The organism is Janthinobacterium sp. Mn2066, assembly GCF_049319705.1.
In the GTDB taxonomy this organism is placed as follows: domain Bacteria; phylum Pseudomonadota; class Gammaproteobacteria; order Burkholderiales; family Burkholderiaceae_D; genus Janthinobacterium.
On the sequence record NZ_JBMOUF010000011.1, the window covers coordinates 104,887 to 119,527 of the forward strand.

At 60.6% G+C, this 14,641-nt stretch carries 18 protein-coding genes; 6 read left to right on the forward strand and 12 right to left on the reverse strand.

The genetic code is table 11. The annotated features are described in order from the left end of the window. Window positions 1-44: 44 nt before the first annotated feature. The 4 genes from ACL9RI_RS21140 (at window position 45) to ACL9RI_RS21155 (ending at window position 4,405) form a co-directional block, all read left to right on the forward strand. Window positions 45-1,211 carry a hemin-degrading factor gene (locus ACL9RI_RS21140; protein WP_422728459.1) on the forward strand — a complete coding sequence of 389 codons (1,167 nt, stop codon included), beginning with the start codon at window positions 45-47 and terminating at the stop codon, window positions 1,209-1,211. Window positions 1,212-1,328: 117 nt separating this feature from the next. Then, complete coding sequence (locus tag ACL9RI_RS21145; protein ID WP_422728460.1) at window positions 1,329-2,246, forward strand: alpha/beta fold hydrolase; 918 nt, start codon at window positions 1,329-1,331, stop codon at window positions 2,244-2,246. Between the two features lie 35 nt (window positions 2,247-2,281). Continuing rightward, complete coding sequence (gene ldcA / locus ACL9RI_RS21150; RefSeq protein ID WP_422728461.1) at window positions 2,282-3,196, forward strand: muramoyltetrapeptide carboxypeptidase; 915 nt, start codon at window positions 2,282-2,284, stop codon at window positions 3,194-3,196. Window positions 3,197-3,199: 3 nt separating this feature from the next. Next, window positions 3,200-4,405 (forward strand): DUF418 domain-containing protein, encoded by a 1,206-nt coding sequence (locus ACL9RI_RS21155; protein WP_422728462.1) that lies wholly within the window; start codon window positions 3,200-3,202, stop codon window positions 4,403-4,405. On the opposite strand, the gene ACL9RI_RS21160 is transcribed toward ACL9RI_RS21155, so the two are convergent. After that, complete coding sequence (locus ACL9RI_RS21160) at window positions 4,375-5,091, reverse strand: SOS response-associated peptidase (RefSeq protein ID WP_422728463.1); 717 nt, start codon at window positions 5,089-5,091, stop codon at window positions 4,375-4,377. The genes ACL9RI_RS21155 and ACL9RI_RS21160 overlap by 31 nt on opposite strands. A 144-nt stretch (window positions 5,092-5,235) precedes the next feature. Between ACL9RI_RS21160 and ACL9RI_RS21165 the strand changes: the two genes are divergently transcribed. Next, window positions 5,236-5,457, forward strand: coding sequence for a hypothetical protein (locus ACL9RI_RS21165; protein ID WP_422728464.1), 222 nt, complete (start codon window positions 5,236-5,238; stop codon window positions 5,455-5,457). 21 nt (window positions 5,458-5,478) lie between these two features. Here ACL9RI_RS21165 and ACL9RI_RS21170 read toward each other — a convergent pair whose 3' ends face one another. The 9 genes from ACL9RI_RS21170 to ACL9RI_RS21210 all read right to left on the reverse strand — a co-directional run bounded on the left by ACL9RI_RS21170 (window position 5,479) and on the right by ACL9RI_RS21210 (window position 12,382). Continuing rightward, window positions 5,479-5,733, reverse strand: coding sequence for a hypothetical protein (locus ACL9RI_RS21170; RefSeq protein WP_422728465.1), 255 nt, complete (start codon window positions 5,731-5,733; stop codon window positions 5,479-5,481). A 110-nt stretch (window positions 5,734-5,843) separates the two neighbouring features. Continuing rightward, window positions 5,844-6,152 (reverse strand): hypothetical protein, encoded by a 309-nt coding sequence (locus ACL9RI_RS21175; protein ID WP_422728466.1) that lies wholly within the window; start codon window positions 6,150-6,152, stop codon window positions 5,844-5,846. A 217-nt stretch (window positions 6,153-6,369) separates the two neighbouring features. Beyond that, window positions 6,370-6,576, reverse strand: a complete 207-nt coding sequence (locus ACL9RI_RS21180; protein WP_422728467.1) for a hypothetical protein — start codon at window positions 6,574-6,576, stop codon at window positions 6,370-6,372. A gap of 88 nt (window positions 6,577-6,664) precedes the next feature. Beyond that, window positions 6,665-7,234, reverse strand: a complete 570-nt coding sequence (locus ACL9RI_RS21185) for a manganese efflux pump MntP family protein (protein WP_422728468.1) — start codon at window positions 7,232-7,234, stop codon at window positions 6,665-6,667. 46 nt (window positions 7,235-7,280) lie between these two features. After that, window positions 7,281-8,126 (reverse strand): undecaprenyl-diphosphate phosphatase, encoded by an 846-nt coding sequence (locus ACL9RI_RS21190; RefSeq protein ID WP_422728469.1) that lies wholly within the window; start codon window positions 8,124-8,126, stop codon window positions 7,281-7,283. A gap of 153 nt (window positions 8,127-8,279) precedes the next feature. After that, window positions 8,280-9,137 (reverse strand): alpha/beta hydrolase, encoded by an 858-nt coding sequence (locus ACL9RI_RS21195; RefSeq protein ID WP_422728470.1) that lies wholly within the window; start codon window positions 9,135-9,137, stop codon window positions 8,280-8,282. A 78-nt stretch (window positions 9,138-9,215) separates the two neighbouring features. Continuing rightward, complete coding sequence (locus tag ACL9RI_RS21200; RefSeq protein WP_422728471.1) at window positions 9,216-9,854, reverse strand: hypothetical protein; 639 nt, start codon at window positions 9,852-9,854, stop codon at window positions 9,216-9,218. A 70-nt stretch (window positions 9,855-9,924) separates the two neighbouring features. After that, window positions 9,925-10,611 carry a hypothetical protein gene (locus ACL9RI_RS21205; RefSeq protein WP_422728472.1) on the reverse strand — a complete coding sequence of 229 codons (687 nt, stop codon included), beginning with the start codon at window positions 10,609-10,611 and terminating at the stop codon, window positions 9,925-9,927. Window positions 10,612-10,723: 112 nt separating this feature from the next. Then, complete coding sequence (locus ACL9RI_RS21210) at window positions 10,724-12,382, reverse strand: DUF6138 family protein (protein WP_422728473.1); 1,659 nt, start codon at window positions 12,380-12,382, stop codon at window positions 10,724-10,726. Window positions 12,383-12,657: 275 nt separating this feature from the next. Between ACL9RI_RS21210 and ACL9RI_RS21215 the strand changes: the two genes are divergently transcribed. Further along, a complete protein-coding gene (locus ACL9RI_RS21215) occupies window positions 12,658-13,353 on the forward strand; it encodes a DUF3334 family protein (protein ID WP_422728474.1) in 696 nt (231 codons plus the stop codon). Window positions 13,354-13,389: 36 nt separating this feature from the next. Here ACL9RI_RS21215 and ACL9RI_RS21220 read toward each other — a convergent pair whose 3' ends face one another. After that, window positions 13,390-13,845 (reverse strand): GNAT family N-acetyltransferase, encoded by a 456-nt coding sequence (locus tag ACL9RI_RS21220; protein ID WP_422728475.1) that lies wholly within the window; start codon window positions 13,843-13,845, stop codon window positions 13,390-13,392. A gap of 84 nt (window positions 13,846-13,929) precedes the next feature. After that, a complete protein-coding gene (locus ACL9RI_RS21225) occupies window positions 13,930-14,466 on the reverse strand; it encodes a DUF2939 domain-containing protein (protein ID WP_422728476.1) in 537 nt (178 codons plus the stop codon). Window positions 14,467-14,641 lie beyond the last annotated feature (175 nt).

Consider the following 14,641-nt stretch of genomic DNA (forward strand, 5'->3'; position numbering starts at 1 on the left):
GGGAGGCGCTGGCCGCCTCCCATGTTTTATTGAATGGACTGTCCATGAAGTTATCCAAACTCGTTCTTTCCCTGCTAGGCAGCCTGCTGATTGCAAACGCATACGCGGCCCCAGCCACCCTGGCAGAACGCTGGTCCACCCTGCGCACCGAGCAGCCCAAGCTGCAGATCCGCGATGCGGCGCGCGCACTGGGCGTGTCGGAAGCGCAATTGCTGGCGACCAATCTTGGTAATGGCGTCACGCGCCTGCAAGCCGATGGCAACCAGCCGCGCGAAATCATGCGCGCCGCGCTGGACCTGGGTGTGGTGCAGGCGATCACGCGCAATGAAAATGGCGTGATCGAAACCACGGGCACGGCCAGCAAGTTCAAGCAGGCGGGCGACAAGTCGGAGCAGGCGGACCAGGCTGGCAATCAGCAAGACCCTGAAAAAGAAGCGCGCCAGCGCAATATTGCCGGCGGCTACCTGGGCGGGGCGATCGACTTGCGTTTTCACTTTGAAAACTGGAAATATGCATTTGCCGTGGCCCAGCCTGGCCGCGACGGCAAACTGACGCGCAGCCTGCAATTCTTTGACGCCAACGGCATGGCCGTGCACAAGGTTTTCCTGCGTAACGAGCCTGGCGTGGCCGTATTTGAGCAGATCGTCGCCAAATTCCGTCTGCCGGAACAAAGCGCCGAGCTGAACGTGGTGGCAGCCGCGCCGAAAGCGGCGGAAAAGCCGGATAGCGAGATCGATGTGAAAGAATTCCAGCTGGCCTGGAAAGACATGACGGACGTGCATCAGTTTGCGCAAATCATGCGTGAATTCCACTTGTCGCGCGAACAAGCGTTGCGCCTGGCGCCAGCCGGTGCGGTCGAGCGCGTGATGCCGGAAGCGCTGCGCAGCCTGCTCGAAGGCGCGGCCAGGAACAAGGTCGCCATCATGGTATTCCTGGGCAATGAAGGCTTGACGCAGATTTACAGCGGCAAGGTGGAGAAAACCATGGCTGCCGGCGGCTTTTACAATGTGCTCGATCCGGACTTCAACCTGCACATCCGCGATACGGCGCTGCGCAGCGGCTGGCTTGTCAAGCGCGGCGGCGTGACCTCGGTCGAGTTCTTTGACAATGAAGGCACGCAGGTATTGTCCTTCTTTGGCGTGCGCGAGCGGGGCAAGGCCCAGCCGCAAGCATGGATGGACCTGGCGGAGAGCTTGCCTCGCGCCAAGTAATCGTAGTCAAGTTGCAACACCCCAGCCCGGCTGCCGCGTGCGGCGCCATGGCTGGGCCGCAATGGTGATATGCTGATTCCAGGGCCCTGACGGGCTATTCCTGGATGAAAGGCAAGCATGGCAACCATCATGGCCAATGGCCTCAATCTTGCCTACGAAACGCATGGCAAGCCGACCGATCCCTGCGTGCTGCTGGTGATGGGGCTGGGCATGCAATTGATCGCCTGGCCGGAAGACTTCGTCGAAGGACTGGTCGAACAAGGTTATTTTGTCGTGTGCTTTGACAACCGCGATGCCGGCCTGTCGAGCAAGATGAGGCAGGCGGGCAAGCCGCACCTGCCGCTGGCCTACCTGAAAAACCTGGTCGGCTGGCCTTTAAAAAGTGCCTATACCCTGGACGACATGGCGCAAGATGCGCTGGGCTTGCTGGATTCCTTGCGCATCGCGCAGGCGCACGTGATCGGCGTCTCGATGGGTGGCATGATCGCGCAAGTGATGGCGGCGCGCGCGCCCCGGCAAATACTGATCCTCACATCGATCATGTCGAGCAGCGGCCGGCGCGGCTTGCCCGGCCCCACGCGGGCAGCGCGGCTGGCCTTGCTGCAGGGCCCGAAACGCAAGGCCAGTCCCGACGAAGTGATGGCGCATATGGTGGCCACCGTGCGCGTGATCGGCAGTCCCTCCTATCCCACCGCTGAAAAAGTGTTGCGCCGGCGCATAGCCGCGGCGCTGGCGCGGGGGAGTTGTCCCGAGGGCATGGCGCGGCAGATGGTGGCGATCGTGGCTTCGGGCGAGCGCACAGAATTGTTGAAAAGCATATGCTGCCCGTCGCTGGTGATCCATGGCGCGGCCGATCCATTGATCCCCGTGGCCTGCGGCATCGACACGGCGGCGCTGATCCCGGGGGCGCGCCTGGAAGTGATCGAAGGCATGGGCCACGACCTGCCGCCGCAGCTGATCGAGCGCCTGCTTGCCTTGATCGATATGCATCTGCAAGGTAAGATGACCGAGCAATTGCGCTCCCAGCCCGCCTAGGCGCGCGGTCTTTTTTTCCACGCCCGGATTTTATTTTGACTACACCCAAGATTGGTATCGCCATCGTGGCGCCTGGCGGTTACGCGCCCGATGAAGCTGCACTGGAGCGCGGCATCGCCCGCCTGCAGGCGCAAGGCGCCACTATCCACAACTATTACGACCCGGCACAGAAATTCCAGCGCTTCGGCGGCACGGAAGCAGGGCGGCTGGCGCAGCTGAACGCTGCCGCTGCCGATCCCGACGTGCAGGTGGTGATTGCCTTGCGCGGCAGTTACGGCATCAGCCGCATCTTGCCCGAGATCGATTTCCAGGCCATGGCCGACAGCGGCAAGCTGTTTGTCGGGTATAGCGACTTCACCGCCTTCCATATGGGCTTGATGGCGAAAACGGGCCGCGCCAGTTTTGCCGGCCCCATGATCTGCGACGATTTTATCCGCGACGAACCGGTCGACTTTACCCAGCAGCAGCTGTGGGATTGCCTGGCCGGCCCCACGCATACGGTGACCGGTGTGGCCGAGGGCAATCCGCAGGTCGACCTGCAAGGCAAGCTGTGGGGCGGCAACCTGGCCATGCTGGTGCATCTGCTGGGCACGCCGTATTTCCCCGAGATCGACGGCGGCATCCTGTTCCTGGAAGACGTCAACGAACACCCGTACCGGGTCGAGCGCATGCTGCTGCAATTGCTGCACGCGGGCGTGATCGGCCGCCAGCAAGCCGTGCTGCTCGGTGATTTTTCTGCCTATAAATTGAGTCCGCTCGATAACGGCTACGATTTCGAGACCATGCTGGCCTATGTGCGCCAGCGCCTGCCCGTGCCCGTGCTGACGGGTCTGGAGTTTGGCCATGTCCGCCGCCGCGTCACGTTGCCGTTTGGCGGCCACGCGAGCTTGCGTTCGGAGGAGGCTGGCTTTAGCTTGCAAGTGGCGGATTACCCAACCTTGCGCGGCTGACCAGTGAGTAGCAAACCCGGCCGCCTGTTGCAGCTCGACGTGCTGCGCGGCCTGGCCGTGTTTGGCATCTTGCTGGTGAACGTCTGGGCCTTTGCCTGGGGCAGCTTGTCCTTGCGCTACGGCACCCTGGCGCCGGACGCGCCGTGGCTGGACCAGGCCGCCATCTTTTTCGTGGCGGCGTTCGCCGAACTGAAGTTTTATCCCATCTTTGCTTTCCTGTTCGGCGCCGGCTTTGCGCTGCAGACGCGCTCGCTCAAACGCCAGCTGGGAAGCTGGCAGGCGGCGCAGGCGGCATATCGCCGGCGCTTGCGCTGGCTGCTGGTGTTCGGCTTGCTGCATGGCTTCCTGATCTGGAGCGGCGACGTGCTCACCTCGTATGCGGTGGCCGGCATGCTGATCCTGCCGCTGGCGGCCGCTCGCCTGGGCCGCGTGCGCAACCGGGCCTGGCTGGTCGCGGGCGGTTTCCTTTTGTTTATCTGCCTGCTGTATCCGGTGGGCGCCACGCTCAGCCCGAAAGATATTGCCGAGGGTTTGCAAACCTTCGCCAGCCGCCATGCGACCTACACGCAAGGCGACCTGGCAGCGGTAGCGGCCCTGCGCGCGCGCGATTATGCGATGCAGCTGTTGTATGCCATCGTGATGTTGCCGCACATCATTGCGCTGTTCCTGCTGGGCATATTGGCCGTGCGTTTCGGCTGGTTGCTGCAGCCGCAGCGTCATCGCCAGCTATGGCGCTGGGTATTGCTGCTTGGACTGGGAGTCGGCTTGCCGTTCAACCTGCTGTCGGCCAGCGCCACCTTGTGGCAAACCCTGCATCCGTATCAGACGCTGTTCAACGAACCGCTATTGGGCATCCTGCTGTTTATCGGCGGTCCGCTGCTGGCGGCCGGCTACGTGGCGGCACTGATGCTGGCCGGCCCCTTCATGCTGCAATGGCTGGGTTCCTGGCTGGCGCCCGTGGGGCGCATGGCGCTGACGAATTATCTGCTGCAATCATTGATAGGCACCTGGCTGTTGCAAGGGCCGGGCCTGGGCTGGGCTGCCCGCCTGAGGCCGGTCGAGATGCTGGGCTTGACCGTGCTGATCATGGCAGGGCAGGTGGTGCTGAGCCGGTACTGGCTCAGGTATTTCAAGCAGGGGCCGTTCGAGGTCCTGTGGCGGCGCGTGGCGCGCCTGGATCAGTCTGCTCCCCAGTCGAAAGAAGCTTGACCTGAATCTGGCGGAGGTGGCTTGACTCGCGCCGCCGGCACCAGCGGATTGTCGACGATATGCCATGAAAACAATGCGGTGGCCAGCATGCAGGTGCGCGCCAGGTGCAGCGCCGCGTCCGGTGTCAAGCTGGGATCGAGCCAGCGCCAGGCGTCTTCCCGGCTGACGGCGACGGGGCGGCGGTCGTGGATATCGACCATGCCGCCCATGCTGTCGGCCGTGACCAGCACGAAACCGGCTTCCTCGCGATGGTGGACGTAGGGGCCGAAATGCCCCAGGGCCAGCAGGAACAGCGGTGCGCCGTCCTTGCGGTGGATATGCCAGGGCTGTTTCGCCCCTTTCTCCCCCGTCCATTCATACCAGCCGGACACGCAGACAATGCCGCGCCCCGCCCGCAGCAAGGGTTTCCAGTAGGCGCCACCCAGTTTCTCCAATCTTGCATTGATGGCAATCGGGATTTTCTTCTTGCCAGGCACGGCGGCTGCAGCAGCCGCCCAGGCGGGGCGGTAACCCCAGAACATATCGTCGATGCGGCGCACGCCATTGTCCACGTGCATGACAGGCCGGTAGGTGCCGGGCGCAACATTGAGATGCGGCTCGGCTTCGCTGTCGAACGCCGCGTCGCTCCAGTCCATCGCCGACGCCAGTTCACGCGCCGTCGTATTTTGATTGAGTCGTCCACACATGACGAAATCATACCTGATCGCGGGTGGCTTCAGGCATGTCGATGGCGCTTCGGCATGAGTGTGGTCAAGCGCACAGACTATCCACGCGGCAAGGTGCACACTGGACTTCTGTCAGGTGGCTGACGCTTTTTATGCGGAGGAATGATGACTTTGGAAAATCCCACCACCCACAAAGGTTTCACTATCAGTGCCACGGCCCGCCAGCGCCGCGATGGCCGCTGGGTAGGTTCGTTTGTCAGCCAAAACCTGGCCTGCGGCGCGTATGAAGATACCTGCGATTACGACGATTGCAGCAATGAACGCGAAGCGCAGCAAGTGGCGCTATCGGTTGGCTGGCGCCTGGCCGATGCCGGCCCGGCCCGCTAAGTATCGATTAAACAACCACGATCAGGGCTTGCGCGCCTTCTGGCGGAAACCCAGCACCAGGGCGATGGCGGGGCATACCAGCACCGTCGCCAGCCTCACGGTGGGCAGGGCAGAAATACTTTCGTCCAGCACATGTGGCAATAACAGCAACAGCGGCACGGAAGGCACGCTGGCGGCAAGGAAGAACAGATACCAGGAATGGCCATTCTTTTTGGCCAGCAAGGCCACCAGCGCGCAAATGATCAGGAAGGCCAGCGGCCAGTTTATTGTATCCATCAAGGCAAGTCTCATCGGGTCAGGGAAGGCTGGGGAGGGCGGTAAAGCGGCCCCGGCGGTGTGCACGATTATAACCGCGCAATTGCTGGCCTTCCTGGCCTTCTTGGCCTTCAGTGACCGGCCAGGTTCGATGCCTGTGGCGCGGGCTGTTCAGCACCAGGCGTATCGGCAGGTGGCAACAAGGTCTTGATGGCGCCATTAAAAATCAATTCCTGCGCGTACGCCGACGCCTCGATCAGCGCGGCATGCACGGATTTGAAACTGCTGTGCGTTTCGATCAGCACAGGCTTGGCATACACCTGCGCGGTATCGCCACGCCGGCTGAGCAATATCATCCCCCGGTAGCGCCCATCCTTCTCCAGCGCTCCCGTGACATGGAATTCATAACCCTTGATATGGTGTTTGTGTTCCTGATCCATAGTGTGACCCACAGAATGCTGTTGCCAGCCCTCATTGTCCCGATCTTGGCCCGCCATCCGATTCAAAACTGAAGAGTGCTTGATATTTATCAATATGAAATTATCAAATACACACTCCGTTGTGCGTTTTTTGATTGAAAAGTCGCAGCGCCGGACAAAACCGTCGCGAGCGGCAGGCCGCCGCTACCAACGCGCAGCAGGTTTGGTCCGGCGCCAGCTAACCTGCGCGGATGGCGCGTAGCTGCTGGGCGGTTTCCTCGATTTCCCGGTACGCTTCCTGCACATATCCCTCGATCGGATGCGCATCCATCCAGGCGTAATACGCCTGCTCATCCTGGCGTATGCCGAACGGCACGTGATGGTCGCGGATCGAGGCAGCGGTTTCGCGTACCAGTGAGGCAAACAGCAACTCCAGTGTTTCCATGAAGGTCACCTGTGTAGCGTGAGCGAAGAGATTTCAATGTAGCATAATGCGCGGCTGCGCAGCGCCGCTGTCTGCGGTGTACGCCTGTTCAGGCGGCGTGTCCGATATGTTCGTACAGGATCGCGCAGCCGATGATGATCAGGATGGCGCCGCCGACCAGTTCGGCGCGGCGGCCGGCCACGGTGCCCAGCACGCGCCCGAGCATGACGCCCAGGGTGACCATCACGAAAGTAGAAAAGCCGATGGCGGCGGCCGTCACCACGATATTGGCGCCGAGCAAGGCCAGGCCGGCGCCCACTACCATGGCGTCGATGCTGGTGGCAAAGCCGGTCACGGCCAGTACCCAGAAGGAGTGGGTTTGCGCGGGCGCTTCGTCCGCATCCGGGCTGGCCAGCGCGTTGCGTATCATCAGCAGGCCGATGATGGCCAGCAAGCCGAAGGCGATCCAGTGGTCCCAGGCTTCCACATACGGCGCGGCCACCCGGCCCAGGGCCCAGCCGATCACGGGCGTGATGGCTTCGATGACACCGAAGATAAGTCCGGTGCGCAAGGCTTCAGACCAGCGCGGCTTGTGCAGCGCCGCACCCTTGCCGACAGCGGCCGCAAACGCATCGGTGGACATGGCAAGCGAGAGGGCGGCGGTGGCGGCAAAATTCATCAGAGACTTTCAGTGAGGCATGGCTGGGGCCGAAGCCCCCGCGATTTTACCCCACCCACAGCACCACCAGCGAGGCTGCCAGGCAATAAGCGCCAAAGAAATGCCAGCGGCCCTGTTCCAGCCAGCTCGACAGCCAGCGCAAGGCCAGCAAACCGGCCAGGAAAGACAGCACCATGCCGATCAGGCTGGGGGCAATCAGGTGTCCCACGCCGCCCGCATGGGCGATGGTGCCATCGGCAATCGCCTTGTAGAAACGCCAGCCTTCCTTGACGATCACGGCCGGGGTCAGCACGACTGCCAGCGCGAAACTGAATTCTTCGGCGCGGCGTTGCGGCACGCCCATGGCGATGCCGGTGGAAATGGTGGCGCCGGAGCGCGAAAAACCACGGAACGGCAGGCACAAGCCTTGCACGGCGCCAATCACGATGGCTTTTGGCACGCTCAGCACGCCAGTCTCGCGCGCCTTCATGCGCGACGACACGATGATCAATACGCCAGCGGCAGCCAGCGCTGCAGCCATCAGCCTGGCATTGCCAAACAAATGCTCGATTTCAAAGCCCGGCGTATCGGCCATCACCACATGGGTAATCAGCTTGAGCAAGCCCAGGCCCACGATGCCCGTCATGGCGGTGGCGGCGACCAGCAGCAAGACATTGCTGCGGAACGCTGCGGTCGAGCTGAAATAGGTGGCGCGCCAGGATTTCCAGAAGTACACGATGACGGCAAACATGGTTCCGGTATGCAACATCACCAGCAGCATGGTCAGTTCGGGCGAGGTGGGATCGAGGCCCATCAGCTTTTCCGCCATGATGACGTGGGCAGAGCTGGAGACGGGCAGCAGTTCCGCGAATCCCTGGACGATGGAGAGGATGAATAATTGCAGGAAGGTCATGTTTTTGTACTCGGATAGACGTCGGGCGGGAGGTTTTACGTGCCGAAAAAACAGTGTATTTTATGGTCTTTCCGGCAGCGCATTTTACAGGGCAGGCCCGCAGCGCACCGATCATGGAACATTACAGTTTGTCCATGTTTGGTGGCCCATGGCTTAGTTTATCGTAACTGCGGGACGAAAGACCGTCCGGAACGCCTTCAGGGCAGCGGGCTGGTAAATCGTGCCATGGGTTTCTTCCGGTATTTTTTCCACATGCCATACCAGGCCCGCTGGGGCATCCTTAAGCAAGATATCCTGCAAACGCTGCACTTCGACGGCGATGCCTTGCTCGCTGCTGCTGGCCAGGTACAGGCTATGTTTGCCCGGCCCCTGTTTTGCCAGCAGGGCGGCGGCCTGGGCGGGCAAGGCGCTGCGGTTCCACCACAGGCTGGGATCGAAGGCCAGGTAATGGTCGAACAGCTGCGGTTCGAGCAACAAGGTTTCCACCACGAACAGGCCTGCCAGCGATTCGCCGACGATGGCCGTTTCCTGCGTGGTGCGGTAGCGGCGCTTGACTTCCGGCATCAGTTCATCGCGGATAAAGCTGCGGTAAGCGGCCGAACCGCCCACCACGGGCGCGATCTTGCGGTCTTCGGGGTTATCGGTCGGCCCTGTCAAGTCGCGGCGGCGCTGCGTGTTTTGTATGCCGACCAGCATGAAGGGCCGCATCGTGCCATTCGCAACCGATACCTGCAGCAAGCCCGCCACGTGCAGAAAATCTTCGTTGATGCCGCCGTCCGGCATGTACAGCACGGGCAGCGGCGCATCGGGCGCGGTATCCCAGGCGCGCGCCACGTAGACATTGATGTGGCGCGTTTCAGCCAGGGCCCTGGAGGCGATGGTAAAACTTTCGCCGATCACCAGCGGCGTGGCGCTGCTGGCGACAGGAGTATTGTTTGGAGATTCAGCCGCCTGGGCGGCAGGGAAGCACAATAGCAGGGCAGTGAGAACGGCAAGGTGGGAGCGGCGCATGGATTCCTGTCAATAATCAATCAAATGGATGGCATGCAGCTTGTATAGGCATGCCATCCAGCAATTGTATTCACAGATTTACTTAATTGCCAATAATTGTCGGGCGCGTACGATGCCCGCCTTGTCGATGCTGTAGGACACCAGCAGGCTGCCGTCCGCGGCGCAGGCGTGGCAGGTTTTCAATGGCGTGGAAAACAGCAGGCTGTGGCCGCCGTCGCCGCTGCTGGTCGTGCCCACCAGGGTGGCTGGCGCAAACGGCAGCGATTCCGGGTGGGCGGCGGCAAACGTGCGCCAGGTTTCCGTGGCCCGGTCTGCGTCGCGCAGCGGCTCCGCATCGATATCGACGGCGGCGCCATCGCTGCCGACCAGCAGGCTGCCTTGATTGGTATTGGCGCGGAATGGATACGTTACCGTGGCCAGGCCGGCCTTGCCCAGCGGCCGCCAGGCGGAAATAAAGCCGGGGTTGCCACTGGCGGCCAGCGCTTTTGCCGCCGCGATCGCTTGCGGACGGGCGCCGCTTTTTTGCATGGTGCGCAGCAGGCAGGCATCGGCAGCCTCTGCTTGCGCAGTGCGGCAGGCAGACAAGGAGCGTTCAGGCCAGGCGGCCCGCGCATCGACGGCGTTCAGTTGCTGGGCTTGTACCGCCGGCAAGGCGGCCAAGCCGGACAGGGCCAGTACGGCAGAACCTAACCATGGGCGAGGAGAGGAAGATGGCATCGAAGCTCCTTTCTAGATGGTAAGAAGCCGATTATAGGAGCGCCGCCCGGTTCCCCTGCGCACGGTAGGCTTACAGGTATTCCCAGATGTCGTTGAACGTTTCGCGTGCGAAATCATTGCGCCAGGCTTCCGTGCTTTTTTCCCGGCTGACAGGAAACACGGCGCTCCAGGTCTGTTGCGGGCCAGATGCGTAGCTGTCGGCAATCTTTTTCAAGCCAGCTTCGCATTGCTCGGCCTTGCAGCCGCTCTTGGCCAGTTGCTGCGCCGCCTGTGCCCACGATACGGGCGCCTTGACCAGCTGGCACTCAAAACTGACGGCGGAAGTCTGGATGCCCCTCTCTTCCTTGACGGGTTCGGCGCCGGTGGTCTTGCAGACGGCGCCGTTTTTTGCCGCCAGCACATTGGCTGCCAGTTGCTGCGCTGCCGGCGTCAAGCCCGCTTGCATGGCAGCAGGAAACAGTCCGGCGATGGTCTTGCCCATCTCGATGGGAAACTCGGCCGCCGCTTTTCGCAGCTCGCTGAACGAGGCATATTCCGCCGGCTGGTGGCCAGCCAGGCGGGTAGCGCGCAGATAGGCATTGAGCGCGGCAATGCTGGCCTCGTCTTCATTGACCACGGTCTTGATATACAGGCTGGCTACCTCGACAGGCGCCAGTTCGGTGTGCGCGGATTCTGCGGCCATGACAGGCTGGGCCAGTGCGGCGCCGATCAGGGTTGCCAGCAAGGTGAGGGACTTCAAATACCGGACTTGATACATGCATTTCTCCATATAAGTTTGTTTATTGCCAAAAATTTCCGCAAGGAAATTTTGGCGAGCGCATTATATATGGTGAAATACATAAGTTTGCACACTGCACGCACGGCGAGTGTCAGCTGGGATTGATTTTGGCCAGCAAGGTTTCCAGCAGTTCCTTGCGTTTGCCTTGCGCCTTGCGGGCCAGCGCAGCCAGTTTCTCCGCCTTGCCCCAGATCGGGTACAGCACCCTTTCCACTTCGTGGCTTTCCAGCGACTGCACTTGCTGGTACAGCAGGTCCAGCTTTTCCACATCGTCCAGCTCGGCCTGCAGCTTGAGTTTCAGGTAGTCGGTGGAGCGGCGCAGACACGCCACCAGGGGCGCCACGGAACTGGCCGTCACGCCATACTGGACGGCAAACGCGGCCGTCATGGCGTCTTGCACCGATTGATGCTCTTCATCCACGTGTTCCATGTAATGGCTGAGCAAGGGAAAATAGCGTTCGTCCGCCAGGCCCAGTCCGAACACGGCATACGTGCCCGGCATGCAATTTTTTTCGCCTTCCGTATCGGTGTACCACTCGAACTGTTCGATGGCCGCGCGCGCATAGTCGTGCAGCAGCGGCTGCAGGGCCGGGTAGGCAAGGGCGTTGGCAAAGAAGCGGTGGGTGTCCGATTTTGCCAGGCCCTTGAGCGGCAGATAGTTTTTTGCTTTGGACTTGAGCTTGATCTGATAACTTTTCGGAAACCCCTGTTGCAGCAGTTGCGTGATGAAGCGCAGCGCCTGTTCGTAGGCTGCCGCGTCTTCCTGCAGGATGACGATGGTAATGACGGCAAAAATATCGTTGGCGCGGCATTCCACCTGCGCAGTTTTCAGCGCGATGGCGTCAGGCGCGAAATGGCCGCTGCCTTCGGTTTGCAGGCGCACGGCGCGTTCGCTGCCCAGCTGCGTGGCAATGTCGAGAAATTTCAAACCCTTGGCCTTGGCATAGTTGGGTTCATGCCGCAAGATCATCACCGCGCCATACAGCAACAAATCGATTTGCTCGTGCGCATCTTTGGCGGCCATGCCGGGCTTGGGCGTATATTCCGTGGCCCTGTAAGCGGATATGTCCAGATCGTAATAACGGGGCAGGAAATCGTTTTCGGCCCAGTCCGCCACGGCCTGGGTGATATTTGAACGGTGCTCCGCCAGCGCTTGCGGACGTTCGCGATTCAATTGCTGTATGCGCTCGAACTGGGCGATGGTCCAGGCCACATCGAGTACGGGAAACAATTGTCCATCGAGCAGGTGGCGCGTCAAAAAGAATGATTCCAGCGGTTTCGTTGCTTTGCCGCCATGTTGCAGCTTTTGTTCGATATACGCATGGATGCGTTCCAGCAGCAGTTGCCGCTTGTTTTCATTCAGGTATTCAAGCAAGGTCAGATGCAGCTTGCCCTGGGCCGTCTGGAATTTCCCCTTGGCCGTAAAGCGGTAGTCGATCAGCGGCGTGTCGGCCACCTCGGCCAGCCGCGTTTGTATCAAGGCGCTCAGTTGCGGAGCGATCACGTTGCGCATCTGTGTTTCATCCAGGCGCGTCGGTCTCCTGGGCGCTTCTTCATCACCGAAGTCCAGATCGACGTCGACGATGGTGCGGCCTGGTTTGTAGTCGAGCAGGAAATCGCTGAAGATGCCCACTTGCAAGCTGGTGCGCTGCACGGCCTGCTGCAAGTCCGTGCGTTGCAAACGCTCATCGAACCAGGCGTGGATCGCCGTCGTCATGTCTTCTGTGATCTGCTGTTCCAGTGCCGTCATGCCCGCATGCCTTTCTGAAGGGTTGTTCATAGCGCGCAGCAGTATAAAACAGGCGAGCGATTTACCCCGTTCGCCACAGTGTGCGCCTATTTGCATGCTGATAATCAAGTAAATGCAGGTATGGCTGGACGGGAATCTTGCATCTCGGTATTCTGCGGTTCTGATTGTTATTTCTACACAGAAATAAACGAAACAAATTGTCATCAGCGTCGGCCGTGCCGGACCGCGCTGTAACAGGACAATGCTGTCATCGATAAAAAGTAAAGAGGTTAGCCATGAGCGCAGAGAAGCATGTTGTATACGGTACAGAAGATTTGTTGATGAGTTTGTGCAACTCGGTGGTCCGGGTGCTTAACGTCGCAACGCAAAGCAAGGTCAATTACTCCGGCATGGTGCAGCGCATCACCAAGACCGGCCTGAAGCCCGATATCGGCTGTTTCGTCATGTTCGACGGCGGCTTTACGGGCCTGGTGGTGCTCAATTTCGCAGCCGACACGGCGATGGAAATCTACGAGCGCTATATGTTGCACATGGGTATGCCAAAGTCGGAACTGGCCAGCTTTTATACGTCCGATGAAGTGTCGAACATCATGGGTGAGCTGATGAACCAGATCGTCGGCGACTTCACGGGCAAGATCCGGCGCGAGCTGCAAACTAATATCACGCAGAACCAGCCGAAGATGCTGGTGCTGAACAAGCAGGTGATGCTCAGCGTCGATACGCCGCTGGACCGCCCGGAAATGCGCCGCGTGACTTTCTACACGGAAAAGAACAATATTTTCTATCTGGAACTGGCGATCGACCGCACCGAGTTCATCAAGCTGCACGATTTCGATTCCCGCGAATCCGATCCCGATGCGCTGATGGCCACCGAACATGCGAACCAGGAAAGCGCCGCCGCCGCGCCTGCAGCGGCGGCAGCGCCCGACGAAGACGACAATTCCGACCTGCTCAAGTCGCTGGGCATGTAAGGCCGCCAGTCGTCAAAACCGTGCTGGCGCTGTTCGCTAGAGATGCTTGCTCATGAAGATGCGGCTGCTGCCTGCCGGATGGCAGCCGATCTCGCCGAAGGTGCGCCAGCCGCGCCGCGCGTAAAAGTCCGGCGCCTGGAAGCTGATCGTGTATAGCACGGCAGCGACGCAGCCACGCCGGCGTCCTTCCTGCTCGAAGGCGTCCAGTATCTGGCTGCCCAGGCCGCTACCGCGCAAGGCCGCCGGCAAATACAGCAAGTCCAGGAAAAGCAGGCCTAAGGAAGTCCGGCCGATGGCGCCGCCCAGCACCTGCTTGCTATCCGGATCGCGCACGACCACCGTCAATGCCTGCCGGTCGTTGGTGCCCGTGATGCTGTCGTTATAGGCGTTCAAGCCACCCAGGATGACTTGCTCGACCTCGCTATCTATCGTATCGCTGACGGAAATGGCGTAAGGTGCCGTGCCTGGCTGCTGGGTGTTTAATTCTGTCATGCGCTACTTTCCTCTGTCGAATGCCTGATATACTGTAATTATATACAGTATTTTGATAATTCGACAAGGAGGGTGCTGACGCGTTTAATGCCCGGCCACCGCCGGTGTCAGTTCAATCGCGCTCAGCTTCCAGTCCCAAAGTCCGTGCCGCTGCAAGACCAGGCCGCCTTTTTCGTCGCCATCGGCCTTGGCCCGCACGACAAATTTGTCCCAGCCCGCATACGCCACGGAATAATCCGTCTTTTCCTGTGCGCCGGCCGCGGGCGTGTTTTGATCGGCATCGGCGCCGACCGCACTCTTGCTGACCATCGCCGCCACGCCTTCGGGCGAGACCATGGCGTCGACCATCTTCCCCAGCATGGTGGTGACCATGGCTTGCCCCATCGCTGCAAACGGATTGTCGCTGGCCGTCGCCGCCTGGATGCTCTCGCCCATGGTTTTTTCCAGCTGGCTCTTGATACTGCCGCGCAGGGCAGGAAAGTCCACATGCGAGGACAAGGCATCGACATTGCGCTCGGCGATGGCGGCTTTCATCTGGTGCAAGGCGTAGTAGGGCGAGGCATACACGCTGGCAGCGAGGGCGATGGCCGCAACGGATGCGGCGAGGGCGATTTTTTTCAAGGTGGATGGGTCTCTGAAAGAAGGCCGGCAAGGCCATTATGGTGGCTGCTATTGTCTATCCGAAGCGGGGGGCGATCACCGGCCACTGATCAGCGCGCCGTTTGTGTAATGCAGAAATAATAATTTATTGAAGCTTGCTTAAATCATTGAGAGCGAACGGCACGCCCTCAATGAT

Excerpts from the sequence above, each read along its gene's own strand:
- ACL9RI_RS21140 (WP_422728459.1), top strand. The coding sequence starts at position 45 with ATGAAGTTATCCAAACTCGTTCTTTCCCTGCTAGGCAGCCTGCTGATT.
- ACL9RI_RS21145 (WP_422728460.1), top strand. The coding sequence starts at position 1,329 with ATGGCAACCATCATGGCCAATGGCCTCAATCTTGCCTACGAAACGCAT.
- ACL9RI_RS21160 (WP_422728463.1), bottom strand. The coding sequence starts at position 5,091 with ATGTGTGGACGACTCAATCAAAATACGACGGCGCGTGAACTGGCGTCG.
- ACL9RI_RS21165 (WP_422728464.1), top strand. The coding sequence starts at position 5,236 with ATGACTTTGGAAAATCCCACCACCCACAAAGGTTTCACTATCAGTGCC.
- ACL9RI_RS21170 (WP_422728465.1), bottom strand. The coding sequence starts at position 5,733 with ATGGATACAATAAACTGGCCGCTGGCCTTCCTGATCATTTGCGCGCTG.
- ACL9RI_RS21175 (WP_422728466.1), bottom strand. The coding sequence starts at position 6,152 with ATGGATCAGGAACACAAACACCATATCAAGGGTTATGAATTCCATGTC.
- ACL9RI_RS21180 (WP_422728467.1), bottom strand. The coding sequence starts at position 6,576 with ATGGAAACACTGGAGTTGCTGTTTGCCTCACTGGTACGCGAAACCGCT.
- ACL9RI_RS21185 (WP_422728468.1), bottom strand. The coding sequence starts at position 7,234 with ATGAATTTTGCCGCCACCGCCGCCCTCTCGCTTGCCATGTCCACCGAT.
- ACL9RI_RS21190 (WP_422728469.1), bottom strand. The coding sequence starts at position 8,126 with ATGACCTTCCTGCAATTATTCATCCTCTCCATCGTCCAGGGATTCGCG.
- ACL9RI_RS21195 (WP_422728470.1), bottom strand. The coding sequence starts at position 9,137 with ATGCGCCGCTCCCACCTTGCCGTTCTCACTGCCCTGCTATTGTGCTTC.
- ACL9RI_RS21200 (WP_422728471.1), bottom strand. The coding sequence starts at position 9,854 with ATGCCATCTTCCTCTCCTCGCCCATGGTTAGGTTCTGCCGTACTGGCC.
- ACL9RI_RS21205 (WP_422728472.1), bottom strand. The coding sequence starts at position 10,611 with ATGTATCAAGTCCGGTATTTGAAGTCCCTCACCTTGCTGGCAACCCTG.
- ACL9RI_RS21210 (WP_422728473.1), bottom strand. The coding sequence starts at position 12,382 with ATGACGGCACTGGAACAGCAGATCACAGAAGACATGACGACGGCGATC.
- ACL9RI_RS21215 (WP_422728474.1), top strand. The coding sequence starts at position 12,658 with ATGAGCGCAGAGAAGCATGTTGTATACGGTACAGAAGATTTGTTGATG.
- ACL9RI_RS21220 (WP_422728475.1), bottom strand. The coding sequence starts at position 13,845 with ATGACAGAATTAAACACCCAGCAGCCAGGCACGGCACCTTACGCCATT.